This window comes from Arthrobacter sp. TJ-238 (assembly GCF_058269215.1).
Genome location: NZ_JBZCNH010000001.1, coordinates 527,922 through 546,406, shown reverse-complemented (window position 1 = coordinate 546,406; position 18,485 = coordinate 527,922). Strand labels below are relative to the sequence as shown.

The window sequence follows — 18,485 nt, the reverse complement described above, 5'->3', positions numbered from 1 at the left end:
GAACACCTGTGATGGCATGCGAAATGCAGACATGTTGGACTACATAACGTTAGGGGACGCGACTCGGGGGCGTCAAACTCGCTGTCACCAGCCTGTGGGTCGGTTTTCCACCACCCTGTGGACAACTGGTGCCGGAGACACACTACACGCCGTTCCGGAGGCGCCGTGTGAGACCGTTCACGAAGCCCTCCGGGGCGCTCCAGTCCGCTATCTTCTGCACTTTTCATCCTCTAGTCTTGGCTGCGGTCCGTTTATCCACGACATGTGTACAACTCTGTGGATGACGGACCTTTCCGAGCGCGAGCAGTGCAGCCGAGAGAGGTTTTTGTGGGTACAGATGAGGTCAATGACGTCGGGAGCTCCTGGCGTAAAGTCATCCGGACCCTGGAACACGACGATCGGGTAACACCGCGCCAGCGCGGATTCATGGTGCTGGCACAGGCCCAGGGGCTCATCGGCACCACCATGCTCATCGCCGTCCCGAACGAGCTGACGCGCGAGGTCCTGCAGACCCAGCTCAAGGGAGCCCTGGACGAGGCGCTGCGCGAGGTGTTCCGCGAGGACATCCAGTGTGCGTTTGTCATCGACCCCGAACTCACGCCCGTCCGGGAGGAGACCCCGGAGCAGGAGCCCGTGCAGGTCTCGCCGGAACCGAAGGGCGAGACCAAGCCGTCCCCGACGCCGCCCAGCAACTCGTCGGAGTTCGGGCGGCTCAACCCCAAGTACATCTTCGACACCTTCGTGATCGGGTCGTCGAACCGGTTCGCGCACGCTGCTGCGGTCGCGGTGGCGGAGGCCCCGGCGAAGGCATACAACCCGCTGTTCATCTACGGTGACTCCGGGCTGGGCAAGACGCACCTCCTGCACGCCATCGGGCACTACGCCCGGCACCTCTACACCGGTATCCGTGTGCGCTACGTGAACTCCGAGGAGTTCACCAACGACTTCATCAACTCGATCCGCGACGACGAGGGGTCGAGCTTCAAGCAGACCTACCGCAACGTGGACATCCTGCTCATCGACGACATCCAGTTCCTCTCCGGCAAGGACCGGACGATGGAGGAGTTCTTCCACACCTTCAATGCGCTGCACAACCACAACAAGCAGGTGGTCATCACCTCCGACATGCCACCCAAGCAGCTCATCGGGTTCGAGGAGCGCATGCGGTCGCGCTTCGAGTGGGGCCTGCTGACGGACATCCAGCCTCCGGAGCTCGAGACGCGCATCGCGATCCTCCGGAAGAAGGCGATCAGCGACAGCCTGAGCGCGCCCGACGACGTCCTGGAGTACATCGCCTCGAAGATCGCCACCAACATCCGCGAGCTCGAGGGTGCCCTGATCCGCGTGACCGCCTTCGCGAGCCTCAACCGCCAGACCGTCGATGTGAACCTGGCCGAGATCGTCCTGAAGGACCTCATCTCCGACGACGGGGCACAGGAGATCACGTCGACGGTGATCATGGCGCAGACGGCCGACTACTTTCAGATCAGCATGGAGGAGCTCTGCAGCAAGTCGCGGACGAGGACGCTCGTGACGGCACGGCAGATCGCGATGTACCTGTGCCGGGAGCTGACGGACATGTCCCTGCCGAAGATCGGGCAGGAACTCGGGGGCAGGGACCACACGACGGTCATCCACGCGGATCGGAAGATCCGCGAGCTGATGGCGGAGCGCCGGGCGATCTTCAACCAGGTCACGGAGCTCACCAACCGCATCAAGCACAAGCAGCGCGAGGCCTGACGGCGCCGGTACCCGAATTCCACGGCTGTAATTAACAGGTGTGGACACAGCTGTGGATAACCAGGGGCGAATCGGCCCTCAACCTGAGGAAAACCCCCGTCCTGCCTGTGGATCCGCGGAATGACAAGGATTTCGCCCACAGACGCCACCAGCGGGCCGTCGCCCGGCCTCACACCTTATCCACAGCCCTGATCCGCGTCGGTGCGTCGATCAGGGCACTTATCCACAGTATCCACAGCAGTTATTAACACTACGAACCTTAAACTTCAAAAGTTCTTCAGATAACACTCCACGTTCCGTTCGTCCCCTGCCCCACGCCCGCCGTGCTCCCCGTCCTGCTTCGCCGGACGGCAACCCGGCTAAGCTGTCACGCAGTATGGTTGTAGTTTCCGTGCCCGGACACCTCCGTGGACGACCGCGACCCGACCATCCGCCGGTGATTCGCCGGGGGCTGTTTTTTTTGATCTGGCGAAAGGCGGCACTGCTCCGTGAAATTCAGAGTTGAGCGGGATGTACTTGCGGAGGCTGTGTCCTGGACTGCCCGGTCGCTGTCCCCCCGACCTCCCGTCCCCGTCCTCGCGGGACTGCTCATCAAGGCCGAGGGTGGCTCACTGAGCCTCGCCAGCTTCGACTACGAGATCTCGGCACGACTCGAGATCGCAGCCGACGTCCTCGAGGAAGGCACCATCCTCGTCTCAGGACGTCTTCTCGCCGATATCTGCAGAAGCCTTCCGTCCGCGCCCGTCGAGGTCGCCACCGACGGGTCGAAGGTGACGCTGACCTGCCGGAACAGCCGCTTCAACCTGGCCACCATGCCCGAGGGCGAGTACCCGGAACTGCCGAAACTCCCCGCCGTCAGCGGCGTGGTCGACGGCGAGGCGTTCGCACAGGCCGTCTCGCAGGTGATCATCGCGGCAAGCCGCGATGACACCCTCCCGATCCTCACCGGCGTCCGGATGGAGATCGAGGACGACCTGATCACCCTCCTGGCCACCGACCGGTATCGGCTGGCCCTCCGCGAGGTGTCCTGGAAACCGTCCACACCCGGGATCTCGACCAGCGCGCTCGTCAAGGCGAAAACGCTCAACGAGGTGGCGAAGACGCTCGGCGGCGCCGGCGACCTGAACATCGCGCTGTCCGACGATTCCGAGCTCATCGGATTCGAATCCGGTGGGCGCCGGACCACCTCCCTGCTGGTCGACGGCGACTACCCGAAGATCCGCTCGCTCTTCCCCGACAAGACCCCCATCCACGCCACGGTGCAGACGAGCACGCTCGTCGAAGCCGTGCGCCGCGTCTCGCTCGTCGCGGAACGGAACACCCCTGTCCGCCTGGCCTTCCAGCAGGGACAGGTCACCCTCGATGCCGGCACGGGCGAAGATGCCCAGGCGTCGGAAGCCATCGAGGCCACCCTCGACGGCGACGACATCACGGTCGCGTTCAACCCGCACTACCTCAGCGAGGGCCTCGGCGCGTTCAGCAGCCCCTACGTGCGGTTCTCCTTTACCTCACCACCCAAGCCCGCGGTGATCTCGGCCCAGGATGACGCCTCGGGCGAGGACAGGGAAGACTATAGGTACCTGCTGATGCCCGTCCGGCTGCCCAACCAGTAGCAGCCCCGGCAGGTATCCCGACCGGCCGGACCGCCGGCGGTCCCATCGTCAGAAAGAGAACCTCATGCACATCGGCCTCATTGGACTCGGCAAAATGGGATTCAACATGAGGGAGCGTCTCCGCGGCAATGGCATCGAGGTCACCGGCTTCGACCGCAACCCCGACCGCACCGACGTGCAGAGCATCGAGGAACTCGTGGCGGCGCTCCCCGCGCCGCGCATCGTGTGGGTCATGGTCCCCGCCGGCCAGGTCACCGATGCCGTGATCAAGGACCTCTCGGAGGCCCTGTCCGAGGGCGACCTCGTGATCGACGGTGGCAACTCCAAGTTCACGGACGACCAGATCCACGCCGCGCTGCTGGCGCAGAAGGGCATCCGGTTCCTCGACTGCGGTGTCTCCGGCGGGGTCTGGGGACTCGAGAACGGCTACGGCCTCATGGCCGGCGGCGTGCAGGACGACGTCGAACGCGCCATGCCCGTCTTCGACGCACTGCGCCCCGAGGGCGAACGCGCCGAGAGCTTCGTCCACGTGGGCGACGTCGGGGCCGGACACTACGCGAAGATGGTCCACAACGGGATCGAGTACGGCCTCATGCAGTCCTACGCCGAGGGCTACGAGCTGCTCGAGGCCAAGGACATCGTCAAGGACGTCCACGGCACGTTCGCCGCGTGGCAGAAGGGCACCGTGGTGCGGTCGTGGCTGCTGGACCTCCTCGTCAAGGCCCTGCAGGAGGACCCGGGACTGTCGAAGATCGCCGGTTTCGTCGAGGATTCGGGCGAGGGCCGGTGGACCGTCGAGGAAGCCATTGCCAACTCCGTGCCGGCCCCGGCCATCACCGCCGCCCTCTTCGCACGCTTCACCTCGCGTCAGGAGGACTCGCCGTCGATGAAGATGGTGGCGGCGCTCCGCAACCAGTTCGGCGGCCACGCGGTGAAGCCCGCCCAGCCGAAGTAGGCAGTTCCCGGTGTACGTGGAGCACCTCTCACTCACCGGGTTCCGGAGCTACGAACAGCTCGACACGGCGATCGAACCCGGCATCACGGTGTTCGTCGGGCCCAACGGCGTGGGGAAGACGAACATCGTCGAGGCCATCGGCTACCTGGCCACCCTGTCCTCGCACCGCGTCAGCGCCGACAAGCCGCTGATCCGTTTCGGCCAGGACCGGGCGATCATCCGGGGCCGATTCGTCCGCGGCACCCAGCGCACCGGCGTCGAGGTGGAGATCAACGCGGAGTCGGGGAACCGCGCCCGGATCAACCGGGCCAACCCCGTGCGTGCCCGGGATGCAGCCGGGATCCTGAAGACCGTGCTGTTCGCCCCCGAGGACCTGGCGCTGGTCAAGGGCGATCCCTCCGTGCGGCGCCGTTATCTGGACGAGGTCATGGTGTCCCTGCTGCCGCACCAGTCGGCACTGCGGGCCGACTACGAGCGCGTCCTGAAGCAGCGCAACGCCCTGCTCAAGTCGGCACGGGCCGCCGGACGGTTCTCCACCGGGCACGAGTCCACCCTCGACGTCTGGGACCAGCACCTCGCCGAGGCCGGGGCACGGTTGCTGTCCGCACGGCTCCTCCTCGTCGACCAGCTGCGCCCCCACGTCCAGCGTGCCTACAAGGAGCTGACGGACGGATCGAAGACCGCCGACATCGACTACGTCTCCAGTGTCTCGTCGTCCGAGCTCATGGCGGACGACGACGGCGCGGAGACCGCCCGTCCCGGGTCCGCTGCCGGCCTGCGCGACCTCGACCTGCCGGCACTCACCGCATTGTTCGTGGAGAGCCTCCTCCGCCACCGGAAGAAGGAGCTGGACCGCGGCATCTCGCTCGTGGGTCCGCACCGTGACGAACTCGGTCTCCTGCTGGGCCAGGCCCCGGTCAAGGGCTACGCGTCGCACGGGGAGACCTGGTCCATGGCCCTCGCCCTGCGCCTCGCCTCCTACTACCTGCTGCTCGAGGAGGACCACACGCCCGGCGCTGACCCGGTGCTGATCCTCGACGACGTCTTCGCCGAACTCGACACGCAACGCCGCACACGCCTCGCCGCCATCGTGGCACCGGCCGAACAGGTGCTGGTCACGGCGGCCGTGGGCGACGACATCCCCGCGGCGCTCCTCGGCCGCCAGGTCCGCGTGATCCCGGGCGCCCTGGCCGGAGGGGACGCCGAACCTGCGGACGAGGGTGGAACCGCCGGGGACGTTCCTCCCGCCGGGGACGAGCAGGCAGCTGCGGACCCGACCGTGGGAGACGCTCATGCCTGAGGACCGCCGGGAGGACACCATGGGGCCGGACGGGGAGCGGGGGGTACCACGGCGTCGCGAGACGGAGGAGGCTCGTGACACCGGTGACTCCGACGGCGGCCCGGCCCGGCCAGGGGCCGAGGACTTCCCCGAACAGGATGCTCCGCAGGCCCTCCTCAACCGGCTGCGCAGTGCATCCGAGGCCCGTGGCACGCCGCGCGGTCCGGCGCCGAAGCAGCCGGGGAAGACGTCCCGGCGCCGGTACTCGCCCGAGCCGGTCTACGGGGGACGCGACCCGGAAGGCGTGGGGAACGTGTTCTCGCGGATGCTCGCGGAGCGCGGATGGAAGTCCCCCGTGGCCATCGGATCCGTGCTGACGCGCTGGGACGAGATCGTCGGAGCGGATATCGCCGCACACTGCGTGCCCGAGAGCTTCGACGCCGACACGGTGCTCGTCCGGTGCGATTCGACCGCCTGGGCGACCCAGCTGCGGCTCATCACCCCGCAGGTGCTCCAGCGGTTCGAGGCCGAACTGGGCGCCGGCGTCGTGAAGCGCCTCTCCGTCGTCGGGCCCGCTGCCCCGAGCTGGCGCAAGGGCGGACGCACGGTCAAGGGACGAGGCCCGCGTGACACCTACGGGTGAGCTGACAGCGTATTCCCGGGTCCTCTGGACGGCCTGTAGCGCAATCGGGGGTCCCCCCGGCGTATCCGTCCTCATGGAAGGACCCGCTGTGGGCTCTGAACCCGGTTTATTGGCCGGTGAGGGGCGGTTGGTACGCTCTCGCAACCATCCGCAGGGTAGAATAGTAGGAGATTGATGTGGTCTATCCAGCTGAGGAGCCGTCTACGCCTGTGGCACACGAGAACGAGTTGAATGCAAGTGATGTGTTGATCGGCGAGGGTGAGTCCCCGATTCTGGAGGCCGCGACCGAGCACGCCTACGGCGCCAGTGAGATCACCGTCCTCGAAGGACTGGAAGCGGTCCGCAAACGGCCGGGCATGTACATCGGCTCCACCGGCCCGCGCGGCCTCCACCACCTCGTCTACGAAGTCGTGGACAACTCGGTGGACGAGGCTCTTGCCGGGTACTGCGACCACATCGAGGTCACGCTCCAGGCCGACGGCGGCGTCAAGGTCGTCGACAACGGGCGCGGCATCCCCGTGGACATGCACCCCACCGAGGGGCGTCCCACCGTCGAGGTCGTCATGACCATCCTCCACGCCGGCGGCAAGTTCGGTGGTGGCGGCTACGCGGTGTCGGGTGGCCTGCACGGCGTCGGCATCTCCGTGGTCAACGCCCTGTCGAAGCGCGTCGAGACCGAGGTACGTCGCCAGGGCCATGTGTGGCATCAGACGTTCGCGGACGGCGGCAAGCCCGTGGGCGAGCTGCGGAAGGGCGAGGAGACGTCCGAGACGGGGACCACCCAGACGTTCTACCCGGACGACTCGATCTTCGAGTCCACCGAGTTCGATTTCGAGACGCTGCGCGCACGCTTCCAGCAGATGGCCTTCCTCAACAAGGGTCTCCGCATCACCCTGACCGACGAGCACGTCGACGAGGTGGAGGACGAGGTCACGGCGGAGACGGGCGAGGATTCCACGCCGAAGCACCGCGAGGTCGCCTACCTCTACGAGAACGGACTGCTCGACTACGTCCAGCACCTGAACTCCTCGAAGCGCGTCGAGGTGGTCCACCCCGACGTCATCGCCTTCGAGACGGAGACGCCGGACCAGACGATGTCCGTGGAGATCGCGCTCCAGTGGACCTCGGCCTACTCGGAGAGCGTCCACACCTACGCCAACACGATCAACACGCACGAGGGAGGCACGCACGAAGAGGGATTCCGTGCCGCCATGACGACCCTGATCAATCGATATGCGCGTGAGAAGAACATCATCAAGGAGAAGGACGACAACCTCACGGGTGACGACATCCGCGAGGGCCTGACGGCCGTCATCTCGGTGAAACTCTCCGAGCCGCAGTTCGAGGGTCAGACCAAGACCAAACTCGGGAACTCCGAGGTCAAGGGCTTCGTGCAGCGCGTCGTCACCGACCAGCTCGGTGACTGGCTGGAGCGCAACCCCGGCCCGGCCCGCGACGTCATCCGCAAGTCGATCCAGGCGTCCCAGGCCCGACTGGCCGCCCGCAAGGCGCGTGAATCCACGCGGCGCAAGGGACTGCTGGAGTCCGGCGGGATGCCGGGCAAGCTGAAGGACTGCCAGTCCAAGGATCCTGCGCGGTCCGAGATCTACATCGTGGAGGGCGACTCGGCCGGCGGTTCGGCCGTCCGCGGGCGCAACCCCGAGACCCAGGCCATCCTCCCCCTGCGCGGGAAGATCCTGAACGTCGAGCGGGCCCGCCTCGACCGCGCCCTCGGCAACAGCGAGGTCCAGGCCATGATCACCGCGTTCGGCGCGGGGATCGGCGAGGACTTCGACGTGGACAAGGCCCGGTACCACAAGATCGTGCTCATGGCCGACGCCGACGTGGACGGCCAGCACATCACGACCCTGCTGCTCACCCTGCTGTTCCGCTACATGCGGCCGCTGATCGAGAACGGCTTCGTGTACCTCGCGCAGCCGCCGCTGTACCGGATCAAGTGGTCGAACGCGAAACACGACTACGTGTTCAGCGACCGCGAACGCGACGAGGTCATCAAGATGGGCATGGCCAACAACCAGCGCCTGCCCAAGGACAACGGGATCCAGCGCTACAAGGGTCTCGGTGAGATGGACTACACGGAACTGTGGGACACCACCATGGACCCGGACCACCGCACACTGCTCCAGGTCACCATGGACGACGCCGCCGCCGCCGACCAGGTGTTCTCGGTGCTCATGGGCGAGGACGTCGAGTCCCGCCGCAACTTCATCCAGCAGAACGCCAAGGACGTGCGTTTCCTCGACATCTGACGGGTGACCCGGCATCCTGCCGGCGCAACGAAAGTAAGAGCGGACCCAGGGTCCCTCCCCGAGCTTGCAGGGGAAGGGGACAGTCCGATCGAGCGCCTACGCAGGACGCGGGGACGACCCTTGCTCAGATTCGCCAGTACTGCGGGCACAACATGACGAACGGAACTGATTCATGAGTGACGACATCACCGGCAACGGACCGGACGAACCCATCGAGGGCGAGGTCCTGACGGACCGCGTCGAGCAGGTGGACCTGCAGACCGAGATGCAGCGGTCCTACCTGGACTATGCGATGGCGGTCATCGTGGGCCGGGCGCTCCCCGACGTCCGCGACGGACTGAAGCCCGTCCACCGGCGCGTCCTCTACGCGATGTTCGACGGCGGCTACCGTCCGGAACGCTCTTTCAACAAGTGCGCCCGCGTGGTCGGCGAGGTCATGGGCCAGTACCACCCGCACGGTGACTCCGCGATCTACGACGCCCTCGTCCGCCTGATCCAGGACTGGACCATGCGGTACCCGCTCGCGCTCGGCCAGGGGAACTTCGGTTCGCCCGGCAACGACGGCGCGGCGGCCCCCCGGTACACCGAGACGAAGATGGCCCCGCTCGCCATGGAGATGGTGCGGGACATCGACGAGGAGACCGTCGACTTCCAGGACAACTACGACGGCAAGAACCAGGAACCGACCATCCTGCCGTCGCGCTTCCCGAACCTGCTCGTCAACGGATCCTCCGGCATCGCCGTGGGCATGGCCACCAACATCCCGCCGCACAACCTGCGGGAAGTCGCCGACGGCGTCCAGTGGTACCTCGAGAATCCCACCGCCACGAAGGAGGAGCTGCTCGAGGCCCTGATCGCCCGCATCAAGGGACCCGACTTCCCCACCGGGGCGCAGATCCTGGGGCACAAGGGCATCGAGGATGCCTACCGGACCGGCCGCGGCTCCATCACGATGCGCGCCGTCGTCAACGTCGAGGAGATCCAGAACCGCACCTGCCTCGTCGTCACGGAACTGCCCTACCAGGCCAACCCCGACAACCTGGCGATCAAGATCGCCGAGCTCGTCAAGGACGGCAAGATCAGCGGCATCGCAGACCTGCGCGACGAGACGTCAGGACGCACGGGCCAGCGCCTCGTGATCGTGCTGAAGCGTGACGCCGTCGCGAAGGTGGTGCTCAACAACCTCTACAAGCACACGCAGCTGCAGGACAACTTCAGCGCGAACATGCTGGCGATCGTCGACGACGTCCCCCGCACCCTGAGCCTCGACGCGTTCATCCGCCACTGGGTGACCCACCAGCTCGAGGTCATCGTGCGCCGCACCCGCTACCGGCTGCGCAAGGCCGAGGAGGAAGCGCACATCCTGCGCGGCCTGCTCAAGGCCCTCGACGCACTGGACGAGGTCATCGCCCTGATCCGTGCATCGGCGACCACCGAGGAAGCCCGTATCGGCCTGATGGGTCTGCTCTCCATCGACGAGCTGCAGGCGAGGGCCATCCTCGACATGCAGCTGCGGCGCCTCGCGGCCCTCGAGCGGCAGAAGATCCAGGACCGCCACGCGGAACTCGAATCGATGATCACCGAGTTCAACCGCATCCTCGCCTCCGAGGACGTGCAGCGCGGGATCGTGAGCACTGAGCTCGCGGACATCGTCACGAAGTTCGGCGACGACCGCCGCACCGAGATCCTCATGGGCTACGACGGCGACATGAGCATGGAGGACCTGATCCCCGAGGAGGAGATGGTCGTCACCATCACCCGCGGCGGGTACGTCAAGCGCACCCGCAGCGACAACTACCGCCAGCAGGCCCGCGGTGGCAAGGGGATCAGGGGCGCCCAGCTGCGCGGCGACGACGTCGTCGAACACTTCTTCGTGACCACCACCCACCACTGGCTGCTGTTCTTCACCAACCTCGGCCGCGTGTACCGCGCGAAGGCATACGAGCTCGTGGAGGCGGCGCGCGACGCGAAGGGCCAGCACGTCGCGAACCTGCTCGCCTTCCAGCCCGACGAGACCATCGCGCAGGTCCTGGATCTGCGCGACTACCAGCAGTCACCCTTCCTCGTGCTCGCCACGAAGCGCGGACTGGTGAAGAAGACGCGGCTCGAGGACTACGACACCAACCGCACCGCCGGCGTGATCGCCATCAACCTCCGCGACAACGACGAGCTCGTCTCCGCCCAGCTCGTCTCCAGCGAGGACGACATCATGCTGGTCTCCCGCAAGGGGCAGTCGCTGCGCTTCACGGCCGACGACGACGCCCTGCGGCCCATGGGCCGCGCCACCTCGGGCGTGACCGGCATGAAGTTCCGCGACGACGACGAACTGCTCGCGGCCAACGTGGTCACCGACGACTCGTTCGTGTTCATCGTGACCGAGGGCGGTTTCGCGAAGCGGACGAGGGTCGACGACTACCGCGTCCAGGGCCGCGGCGGGCTCGGCATCAAGGTCGCCAAGCTGGCAGAGGAGCGCGGCGACCTCGTGGGCGCCCTCGTGGTGCAGGAGGAGGACGAGGTGCTGGTGGTCATGGGCGGCGGCAAGGTCGTGCGCTCCGCCGTCGCCGGTGTGCCGGCCAAGGGCCGCGACACCATGGGTGTGATCTTCGCGAAGCCCGACAAGACCGACCGCATCATCGCGGTCGCCCGGAACAGCGAGCGGAGCGTCGCCGTCGAGGAGGGACTCATCGAGGACCCCTCGGAGGCGAGCCCCGACGTCGACGTCATCGACACCGTGACGCCGCAGCAGGATCCTGCGGAGTTCACAGCCGATGAAGTACGGTTGTCGACAGAGGAAACGGCTGAGCCTGACGCTGAGTCGCCGGAACACGGAGGTACTGAGTGAGCTCGGCCAACACCAACCCGCGGTCCCCCAGCGGACAAGTGCGGACGCCCGGTGCTCCTCCGCGCGTGAATGCACCCGCACGCCCCACGCAGCGCCCGGCTTCGGCCGGTGGCCAGGCAGGGCGTCCCGGGCAGCGTCCGGGGCTCGTGAAGCCGGCGCCCAAGGCCAAGGCCCGCAAGGCCCGCCTGCTCGTGAGCAAGGTGGATCCCTGGTCCGTCCTCAAGATGTCCTTCCTGCTCTCGGTCGCGCTCGGTATCGTGACCGTCGTCGCGTCCTTCGTGATCTGGACGGTCCTGGACCTCACGGGCATCTTCGACGGCGTCAACGCGCTGCTGCGGGAGATCGCGGGATCGGAGAGCGGCGGGTTCGACCTCCGCCAGTTCGCCTCGCTGCCGCAGGTCCTGTCCTTCGCGACCATCATCGCGGTGGTGAACGTGGTACTCCTGACGGCGTTGGCCATGCTCTCGGCCGTGCTCTACAACATCTCGTCCACCCTCGTCGGCGGTATCGGCGTCACGCTGACCGACGACTAGGAGACCGGCCCCTACGGCGCCCTCGGGGCGATTTGAAGAATGCCGAGACACTACTGTAAAGTCGTGTCTCGGCCCGAAGAGGTATCGGGGCGTATAGCTCAGGCGGTTAGAGCGCTTCGCTGATAACGAAGAGGTCCCAGGTTCAAGTCCTGGTACGCCCACGGATCCACCACCGCAGGGAACTGCAAGGAGGCGAATGTGAAGAAGTTGCTCATCGCGGCAGCGGCTGCAGCAAGTCTCCTCGTGTTCAAGCGGTGGCAGGATTCAGAGAAGAGCAAGAGCGTCTGGAGCAACGCGACGGACGACATAGCGTAGCAAGGAACCCCGCCCGGCGGACGAGCCGGACAGGGTCCCACTCGGGGGCATGGCGCAATTGGTAGCGCACCTGCTTTGCAAGCAGGGGGTTCGGGGTTCGAGTCCCCGTGCCTCCACCGAACGGAAGTCCCGGTCATCGACCGGGACTTCCTGCGTTGGCGACCGAATTGCAGGGCTGCCTGCGGCGTGCCATAGGGTTGCCGCGTGACCATCTTCCTCTCGATCCTCGGTGTCATCGGGGTCTCGGCCTCCGGGCCGATCATGGCGGCGACCGCCGCCCCGGTGCTCGCGATCGCCTTCTGGCGGAACCTGCTCGGGGCTCTCCTCATGGGAGGGCCGGCTGCCGTGTCCAAGAGGGCTGAGTTCGCAGCGCTCACCGCTGCGGACTGCCGACGCCTGGCCGTCGCCGCTGTTGCCCTGGCCCTGCACTTCGCATGCTTCATCACCGCGCTCAAGCTCACCTCCGTCGCGGCGGCCACGGCCCTCGTATGCCTGCAGGTCGCATGGATCGCCCTCTTCGATGCGCTGCGGGGCTCCCGGCCCCAGCGAGCGGTGGTAGTGGGGCTGGGGGTGGCGTTCGTCGGCGTCGTGATCATCACCGGGTTCGATCTCTCCCTCTCCCGGGACGCGCTCCTCGGCGACGTCCTCGCCCTCGCGGGCGGCGCGCTGGCCGGGGTCTACCAGATGGCCGGCGCCGCTGCCCGGCGGACGATGTCCACGGGCACCTACACGACGCTCTGCTACGGGGCCTGCGCCGTGATCCTGCTGGTGCTCTGCCTCGTCACACGCCAGCCCGTCGTCGGCTTCTCGACCGCCGCCTGGGTGGGGATCCTCGCCGTGACCCTGATGGCGCAGATCATGGGCCACTCGGTGTTCAACCATCTGCTCGCCGTGATGAGTCCGCTCGTCGTCTCCATGATCATCCTGCTCGAGATCCCGGGAGCGGCGATCCTCGCGGCCGTCTTCCTCGACGAGACGCTTCCTGCAGGGACCTATGGCGGACTGGCACTGATCCTCGTGGGCCTCGCCGTGGTGATCCGCGGGCAGCAGCGGCGCCGGTCACGCCGCTCCCTGGCCGAAGAGGCTGCAGCGGGTCCGCCGCCGGGCCTCGGCGGAGAGTAGTACCGCCCGGAGCATATGTTCTGAATAGAATACGACAGCACGAAAAAAAGGAACCCCCGGCGTCGAGCCGGGGGTTCCTTCTTCTTGTGGTCGGCGGTCAGACCTTCGGGTCCTCCGTAGGTTCGGCGGCGTGCTTGGCGCCGTCGGTGTCCTTGGCGGTGTCCTTGGCGGTGTCCGAAGCGGACGGCGAGGCGGCAGGGACCGCATCGACGGTGGCTGTCGGGACCTCTCCGGACGACGCCGCAGCACGGTCCGCCGCTTCCTTGATGCTGATAACGGTATTCTTCGCGTCCTGCGGCTTCTGGGTCGACGCCGGGCCCGCGGTGGCCTTGATCGGGGCCGGGGTCTTCCAGGGATCCTCGACGGGCCTGGACGCGCGCCATGCAGCGACTCCCGCGACGATCGCGGCCGCGATGATGCCGAGGACCAGCCAGCCCTTACCGGACTTGCGGGCCTGGCTCTTCTTCAGATCCTTCGACGCCTGCATGGTCGCGGCGACCAGGCGCTTCTGGGCGTTCTTGACGGCCTTCTTGTCACCGGTCATGCGGATCACGGCGTTCTCCACGGCGGGCGGGACGGTCGCGGCCGCCAGGGAACGGGACGCCGTGTCGGCTGCCTCGCCGAGCCTGGTGGACAGCGCGGGCAGGTACTCGTCCACAACCTTGCCTTTCGCGGTGGTCAATGCCGGGGTGGCCTTGTCGAGGGTTCCCTGGATCTTCGGGGTGGTCTCGTCGACCACGTGCGTGATCGAGGAGCCCACCTTGTCGATGCTCTCCTGAAGGAGGGGGGTCACGACGGCGACGCCTCCGGCGATCCCCTCCGAGGCCTTGCGGACGGTGTCCTGCAGAGCGGGCCTCGCGGTCTCGAGGCCCTTCTCCCAGCGGGGCTTCGCCCAACCGTAAGCGGCATCGACGCGCGGTGCCGCCCAGTCCCGTGCTGCTGCTACTCCGGCGGCGGCTGCCAGCCCGAGAGCGACGCCCTCCTCGAGTTCATGGGTGTTGCGTACGTTCTTCTTCACAAAAACCTCCAGGGGGTGGTTGTTCGTTTTGATCAGCCTACGTTGCATGCGTGGGGGGTGCTATCCGACGCGGGCGCAGGTGCGGGTCCTGGGCCGTGTTTCACTGTGCGCGGAATGGGACCACTCCAGCTTATTGTCAGGGGGCGCGTGGAAGAATGGCCCAATGACTGCTATTCCGACAGCAAAAGCGACCATCCACACCAACCAGGGCGATATCGAGGTCAACCTCTTCGGCAATCATGCCCCGAAGACGGTGAAGAACTTCGTGGGCCTCGCAACGGGCGAGATCACCTGGACCCACCCGCAGACCGGCGAGGAGAGCAACGCGCCCCTCTACAGCGGCACCGTGTTCCACCGGATCATCAAGGACTTCATGATCCAGGGCGGCGATCCCCTCGGTCAGGGCATCGGAGGGCCGGGCTACAAGTTCGACGACGAGATCAACCCCGACCTCACCTTCAACGAGCCCTACAAGCTCGCCATGGCCAACGCGGGTCTCCAGGGCGGACGCGGCACCAACGGTTCGCAGTTCTTCATCACCTCCGTGCCCACCACCTGGCTGCAGGGCAAGCACACCATCTTCGGCGACGTCACCGACGAGGACTCCCGCAAGGTGGTCGACAAGCTGAACGCCATCGCCACGGACATGAGGGACAAGCCCCTCGACGACGTCGTCATCGAGAGCATCACCGTGGAACAGCTCTAACCGAATGTCCTACGGTGTCCCCGCGCCCGACGCCGGCAGCCAGGAGGCGCCGGTCTGCCCCCGGCACCCGGATCGCGTCAGCTATGTGAGGTGCCAGCGGTGCGGCCGTCCGGCCTGTGCCGAGTGCCAGCGTCCTGCCCCGGTCGGGTTCCAGTGCGTGGACTGCGTCCGTGAGCAGGCCGCCGCCATGCCGGCCCGCAAGAACGCCTTCGGCGGCGTCTCGCGCGGGGACACCCCCGTAGTGACCTACACGCTCATCGGGATCTGCGTGGCGATGTTCCTCCTGCAGCTCGTGATCCCCGGGATCACCCGCTCGTTCGTCTACGCGCCGGTGTTCACCGCCGGTGCCGGGGGTGTGATCCCCGCGGAGCCGTGGCGGATGCTCACAGCCGCCTTCCTCCACTCGGAGCGCTCGTTCCTGCACATCGCCTTCAACATGTACGCGCTGTACATCCTCGGCAAGGTGCTGGAGCCCGCGATGGGCCGGGCGCGATTCCTCGCGCTGTACCTCATCTCCGCCCTCGGCGGGTCCATCGGCGTCCTGCTGCTCAGCGGGAACCCGTTCCAGGGAGTCGTCGGAGCATCCGGTGCCGTCTTCGGGCTCTTCGGGGCGCTCCTCATCGTCCAGCGCAAGCGAGGCGGGGACGTCCGCCAGATCGTCGTCCTGATCGCGATCAACGCGGTACTCGGGTTCGTGGTGCCGGGCATCGCCTGGCAGGCCCACCTCGGCGGCCTCGTGGCGGGCGCCGCTTGTGCGGCTGCCATCGCCTACGCGCCGCGCGGGAGTCGGCAGACGAGGACGCAGGTGCTCGGGCTGGGCGTCGTCGTCGTCCTGCTGGCCCTGCTGACCTTCGCGGGTGTCGCCCGCCTCCCGATCTAGCACTGCCCGAGGACGAAGGGGCCGGTGCCCGCGGACCGGCTCCTTCGTCGTTTTCCACAGCCCTTATCCACATGGGGGATAACTTACACACATGTAATTCCACATCTGTGGATAAGCAGGGCCCGGAATCCCGCGGCGATTCCCGAATGATCAACAATCCCGTGCACATCTGTGGATAACTTCATGCACAGCGTGTGTATAGAGCTCCCCGGACCGTCCTGGCCGGTTCAACAGCCGAGGATCGAGCGCCGGATCGGTGTCGCGAGAGTCTGGGCGAAGGAATCGGTGACCCGGGGCGGCGTGGAGGCGGACGGGGTCACCGCGCCGCCCACGAACCCGGGCGGCACACGACGCGGGAGCTCCGCCGCGCACCGATGCATCGACGCGCGCAGGGCTGCAGCCCTGCGGCCGGGAGTGCCCGGCCGCAACCAGGGTCAGCGCCAGCGCGTCGTCATCAGGAAGCCGACGATCGCGATGCCGAAGCCGGCGAGGATGTTCCAGGATCCCCACGCGGCGACCGGCAGGGTGGCCTCGGAGATGTAGAACGTGATGATCCACAGCAGGCCGATGATCATGAGCCCGAACATCACCGGCTTGTACCAGACCGGGTTCGGTTTCGGCTGCGACTTCGCGGCGGGGGCGGCGCCGGCTCTCTTGCGGGGCTTCGACTCAGGCACTGATTCTCCTCGACGGGGTGCGACTGGGGTCAGTGGCACCGGTGGTTCGGTGGCGGCCCCGACGCGCTCCTCCCCGCAGGTTATCCTGTGGGGAGAATTTCATCCGGCCGGTTCTCCGAACGATTCTAGCCAAGATCGCTCGGGTACCGGTGCATCCCCAGTGGCAGGAGCGGTAGTGGCCAGGTCGACCATGGACGCCGCACCCGACCAAGGGGTGGGACGACCGACGCGGGCGCGCCCCCGCCGGACGCCGATCCAGCTGGTCGGACAGGTGTTCGGGGAACTCCTGGTCACCGCCGGCATCGTACTGCTGCTCTTCGTCGGCTGGGAGCTCTGGTGGACCAACATCGACTCCGGCATCAAGCAGGAGCAGGCCCTCGAGGGGTTCTTCTCCGACGCACCGCCCGTCACGGCTCCCGGTGCCTTCGATCAGGGATCGGAGGTACCTCGGCCCGAGGACTTCGGTGAGCCTGCCGTCCTCCCGCAGCAGGACCTCGTAGGTACCTTCGGCGTGGTCTACATCCCTCGGTTCGGTGAGGACTACTCGCGGCCCGTCACGGCCGGCGTCGGCACCGACGTGCTCGACAACCTCGGACTCGGCCATTACCCGGGAACGGGCGCGCCGGGCGAGGTAGGCAACTTCGCGCTGGCAGGCCACCGCCAGACCCACGGCCAGGTGCTCGACCAGATCCACACCCTGGTCCCGGGAGACCGGGTCTACGTCCAGACACGCGACGGGTACTACACCTACGTCTTCCGGAACACCGAGATCGTCCTGCCCGACCGCGTGGACGTCATCGCGCCGGTGCCCACCCAGCCGGACGCACGGCCTGTGGACAGGATCCTGACGCTGACCAGCTGCAATCCGCGTTTCGGCGCCCAGGAGCGTATCATTGCGTACTCGGTGCTGGAGTCCTGGCGCCCCGCCGACGCGGGACCACCCCCCGAGATCGCGGAGAACGTGGCCCGCGCAGCAGGACAGGGGTAGCTGAGATGTACGGATGGATCTTCCGGGCCCTGCCCGGTCCGCACTGGATGCGCATCATCCTCTCCGTGATACTGGCCCTCGCGGCCGTCATGGCGCTCATGGTCTTCGTGTTCCCCTGGGTCTCCCAGTTCAACCCGCTCACAGATTCAACGATTGGTTCCCCCTAGCTCATGGCTGACACCACCCGCATCCTCGTCGTCGACAACTACGACAGCTTCGTCTACACGCTGGTCGGCTACCTGCAGGAGCTCGGCGCCGAGACGACAGTGGTCCGCAACGACGACGTCACTCTCGCCGAGGCGCAGGACATGGCCGCATCCCGCGACGGCGTCCTGATCTCCCCCGGTCCGGGCACGCCCGGGGAGGCCGGCGTGTGCGTCGACCTCATCCGGTGGTGCGGCGACCACGGCAAGCCGATGCTCGGGGTCTGCCTCGGTCACCAGGCGCTTGCCGAGGCCTACGGCGGCACCGTGACACACGCACCGGAGCTCATGCACGGCAAGACGTCCCTCGTGGAGCACGACGCGACGAGCGTCTTCGCCGGACTGCCCTCCCCCGTCACGGCGACGCGCTACCACTCGCTGGCCGCGGTGAGCGACGACGTCCCGGCCGAGCTCACCGTCACTGCACGGACGGCCAGCGGAATCATCATGGGTCTCGAGCACAGGACGGCACCTCTGTGCGGCGTCCAGTTCCACCCGGAGTCGGTGCTGACCGAGGGCGGTTACCGGATGCTGGGCAACTGGCTGGAGTCCCTCGGGCTCGAGGGCGCCGCGGCCACGGCCGCAGGGCTCAGCCCGCTCATCGCGCGGTAGCCGCCGTCGTTCCCGGGTCCCGCCCGGACGATGCGTGTCCGGACGCGACCCGCCGGGTCGCCGGCTGAAGCGCTGCGGGAGCCGGGAAC

Annotated in this window: 17 protein-coding genes and 2 tRNA genes; 17 read left to right on the top strand and 2 right to left on the bottom strand. The window is 67.1% G+C overall.

The features are described 5' to 3' along the window. Positions 1 to 327 precede the first annotated feature (327 nt). From dnaA to AC4D2O_RS02570, 12 genes are all read left to right on the top strand, one after another. Positions 328 to 1,740, top strand: coding sequence for a chromosomal replication initiator protein DnaA (gene dnaA, locus AC4D2O_RS02625; protein ID WP_334208293.1), 1,413 nt, complete (start codon positions 328 to 330; stop codon positions 1,738 to 1,740). Between the two features lie 488 nt (positions 1,741 to 2,228). After that, a complete protein-coding gene (gene dnaN / locus AC4D2O_RS02620) occupies positions 2,229 to 3,353 on the top strand; it encodes a DNA polymerase III subunit beta (RefSeq protein ID WP_490905029.1) in 1,125 nt (374 codons plus the stop codon). 64 nt (positions 3,354 to 3,417) lie between these two features. Then, positions 3,418 to 4,308 carry a phosphogluconate dehydrogenase (NAD(+)-dependent, decarboxylating) gene (gene gnd, locus AC4D2O_RS02615; RefSeq protein ID WP_490905028.1) on the top strand — a complete coding sequence of 297 codons (891 nt, stop codon included), beginning with the start codon at positions 3,418 to 3,420 and terminating at the stop codon, positions 4,306 to 4,308. Between the two features lie 10 nt (positions 4,309 to 4,318). Continuing rightward, a complete protein-coding gene (gene recF / locus AC4D2O_RS02610) occupies positions 4,319 to 5,608 on the top strand; it encodes a DNA replication/repair protein RecF (RefSeq protein ID WP_490905027.1) in 1,290 nt (429 codons plus the stop codon). Further along, entirely contained in the window at positions 5,601 to 6,230 is a 630-nt protein-coding gene (locus AC4D2O_RS02605) for a DciA family protein (protein ID WP_490905026.1), read from the top strand. Before recF ends, AC4D2O_RS02605 begins: the two co-directional genes overlap by 8 nt. 242 nt (positions 6,231 to 6,472) lie before the next feature. After that, a complete protein-coding gene (gyrB, locus tag AC4D2O_RS02600; protein WP_490905179.1) occupies positions 6,473 to 8,500 on the top strand; it encodes a DNA topoisomerase (ATP-hydrolyzing) subunit B in 2,028 nt (675 codons plus the stop codon). Between the two features lie 172 nt (positions 8,501 to 8,672). Next, positions 8,673 to 11,342 carry a DNA gyrase subunit A gene (gene gyrA, locus AC4D2O_RS02595; protein WP_490905025.1) on the top strand — a complete coding sequence of 890 codons (2,670 nt, stop codon included), beginning with the start codon at positions 8,673 to 8,675 and terminating at the stop codon, positions 11,340 to 11,342. After that, positions 11,339 to 11,875: a DUF3566 domain-containing protein gene (locus AC4D2O_RS02590; RefSeq protein ID WP_490905024.1), complete on the top strand. Its 537-nt coding sequence runs from the start codon at positions 11,339 to 11,341 to the stop codon at positions 11,873 to 11,875. The genes gyrA and AC4D2O_RS02590 overlap by 4 nt, the downstream gene beginning before the upstream one ends. A gap of 87 nt (positions 11,876 to 11,962) precedes the next feature. Then, positions 11,963 to 12,036 (top strand) — tRNA-Ile (locus AC4D2O_RS02585). A 37-nt stretch (positions 12,037 to 12,073) separates the two neighbouring features. Beyond that, entirely contained in the window at positions 12,074 to 12,190 is a 117-nt protein-coding gene (locus AC4D2O_RS02580) for a DLW-39 family protein (RefSeq protein WP_334208301.1), read from the top strand. 43 nt (positions 12,191 to 12,233) lie between these two features. Next, positions 12,234 to 12,306, top strand: a tRNA-Ala gene (locus tag AC4D2O_RS02575). 88 nt (positions 12,307 to 12,394) lie between these two features. Continuing rightward, positions 12,395 to 13,312, top strand: a complete 918-nt coding sequence (locus AC4D2O_RS02570) for a DMT family transporter (RefSeq protein WP_490905023.1) — start codon at positions 12,395 to 12,397, stop codon at positions 13,310 to 13,312. 97 nt (positions 13,313 to 13,409) lie between these two features. Here AC4D2O_RS02570 and AC4D2O_RS02565 read toward each other — a convergent pair whose 3' ends face one another. Then, positions 13,410 to 14,330 carry a hypothetical protein gene (locus AC4D2O_RS02565; RefSeq protein WP_490905022.1) on the bottom strand — a complete coding sequence of 307 codons (921 nt, stop codon included), beginning with the start codon at positions 14,328 to 14,330 and terminating at the stop codon, positions 13,410 to 13,412. Positions 14,331 to 14,493: 163 nt separating this feature from the next. Here AC4D2O_RS02565 and AC4D2O_RS02560 point away from each other — a divergent pair, with 163 nt between their 5' ends. Both AC4D2O_RS02560 and AC4D2O_RS02555 read left to right on the top strand, forming a co-directional pair. Beyond that, positions 14,494 to 15,036, top strand: coding sequence for a peptidylprolyl isomerase (locus tag AC4D2O_RS02560; RefSeq protein WP_490905021.1), 543 nt, complete (start codon positions 14,494 to 14,496; stop codon positions 15,034 to 15,036). Positions 15,037 to 15,040: 4 nt separating this feature from the next. Continuing rightward, positions 15,041 to 15,916, top strand: a complete 876-nt coding sequence (locus AC4D2O_RS02555) for a rhomboid family intramembrane serine protease (protein WP_490905020.1) — start codon at positions 15,041 to 15,043, stop codon at positions 15,914 to 15,916. Between the two features lie 434 nt (positions 15,917 to 16,350). Here the strand turns inward: AC4D2O_RS02555 and AC4D2O_RS02550 are convergent, their stop codons facing one another. Beyond that, positions 16,351 to 16,593 carry a cell division protein CrgA gene (locus AC4D2O_RS02550; protein ID WP_490905019.1) on the bottom strand — a complete coding sequence of 81 codons (243 nt, stop codon included), beginning with the start codon at positions 16,591 to 16,593 and terminating at the stop codon, positions 16,351 to 16,353. 190 nt (positions 16,594 to 16,783) lie between these two features. On the opposite strand from AC4D2O_RS02550, the gene AC4D2O_RS02545 reads away from it, so the two are divergent. Genes AC4D2O_RS02545 through AC4D2O_RS02535 form a run of 3 tightly spaced genes read left to right on the top strand, consistent with a single transcriptional unit; the run spans position 16,784 to position 18,396 of the window. Further along, positions 16,784 to 17,581, top strand: coding sequence for a class E sortase (locus tag AC4D2O_RS02545; RefSeq protein ID WP_490905178.1), 798 nt, complete (start codon positions 16,784 to 16,786; stop codon positions 17,579 to 17,581). Between the two features lie 5 nt (positions 17,582 to 17,586). Then, entirely contained in the window at positions 17,587 to 17,748 is a 162-nt protein-coding gene (locus AC4D2O_RS02540) for a hypothetical protein (RefSeq protein WP_490905018.1), read from the top strand. Between the two features lie 3 nt (positions 17,749 to 17,751). Beyond that, positions 17,752 to 18,396 (top strand): aminodeoxychorismate/anthranilate synthase component II, encoded by a 645-nt coding sequence (locus tag AC4D2O_RS02535; protein WP_490905017.1) that lies wholly within the window; start codon positions 17,752 to 17,754, stop codon positions 18,394 to 18,396. The last annotated feature ends 89 nt before the right edge of the window (positions 18,397 to 18,485 follow it).

Bases quoted from the DNA above. Each gene is read 5' to 3' on its own strand.
- gnd (WP_490905028.1), top strand. From the start codon at position 3,418: ATGCACATCGGCCTCATTGGACTCGGCAAAATGGGATTCAACATGAGG.
- AC4D2O_RS02605 (WP_490905026.1), top strand. From the start codon at position 5,601: ATGCCTGAGGACCGCCGGGAGGACACCATGGGGCCGGACGGGGAGCGG.
- AC4D2O_RS02540 (WP_490905018.1), top strand. From the start codon at position 17,587: ATGTACGGATGGATCTTCCGGGCCCTGCCCGGTCCGCACTGGATGCGC.
- AC4D2O_RS02535 (WP_490905017.1), top strand. From the start codon at position 17,752: ATGGCTGACACCACCCGCATCCTCGTCGTCGACAACTACGACAGCTTC.
- AC4D2O_RS02555 (WP_490905020.1), top strand. From the start codon at position 15,041: ATGTCCTACGGTGTCCCCGCGCCCGACGCCGGCAGCCAGGAGGCGCCG.
- AC4D2O_RS02560 (WP_490905021.1), top strand. From the start codon at position 14,494: ATGACTGCTATTCCGACAGCAAAAGCGACCATCCACACCAACCAGGGC.
- AC4D2O_RS02545 (WP_490905178.1), top strand. From the start codon at position 16,784: ATGGACGCCGCACCCGACCAAGGGGTGGGACGACCGACGCGGGCGCGC.
- gyrA (WP_490905025.1), top strand. From the start codon at position 8,673: ATGAGTGACGACATCACCGGCAACGGACCGGACGAACCCATCGAGGGC.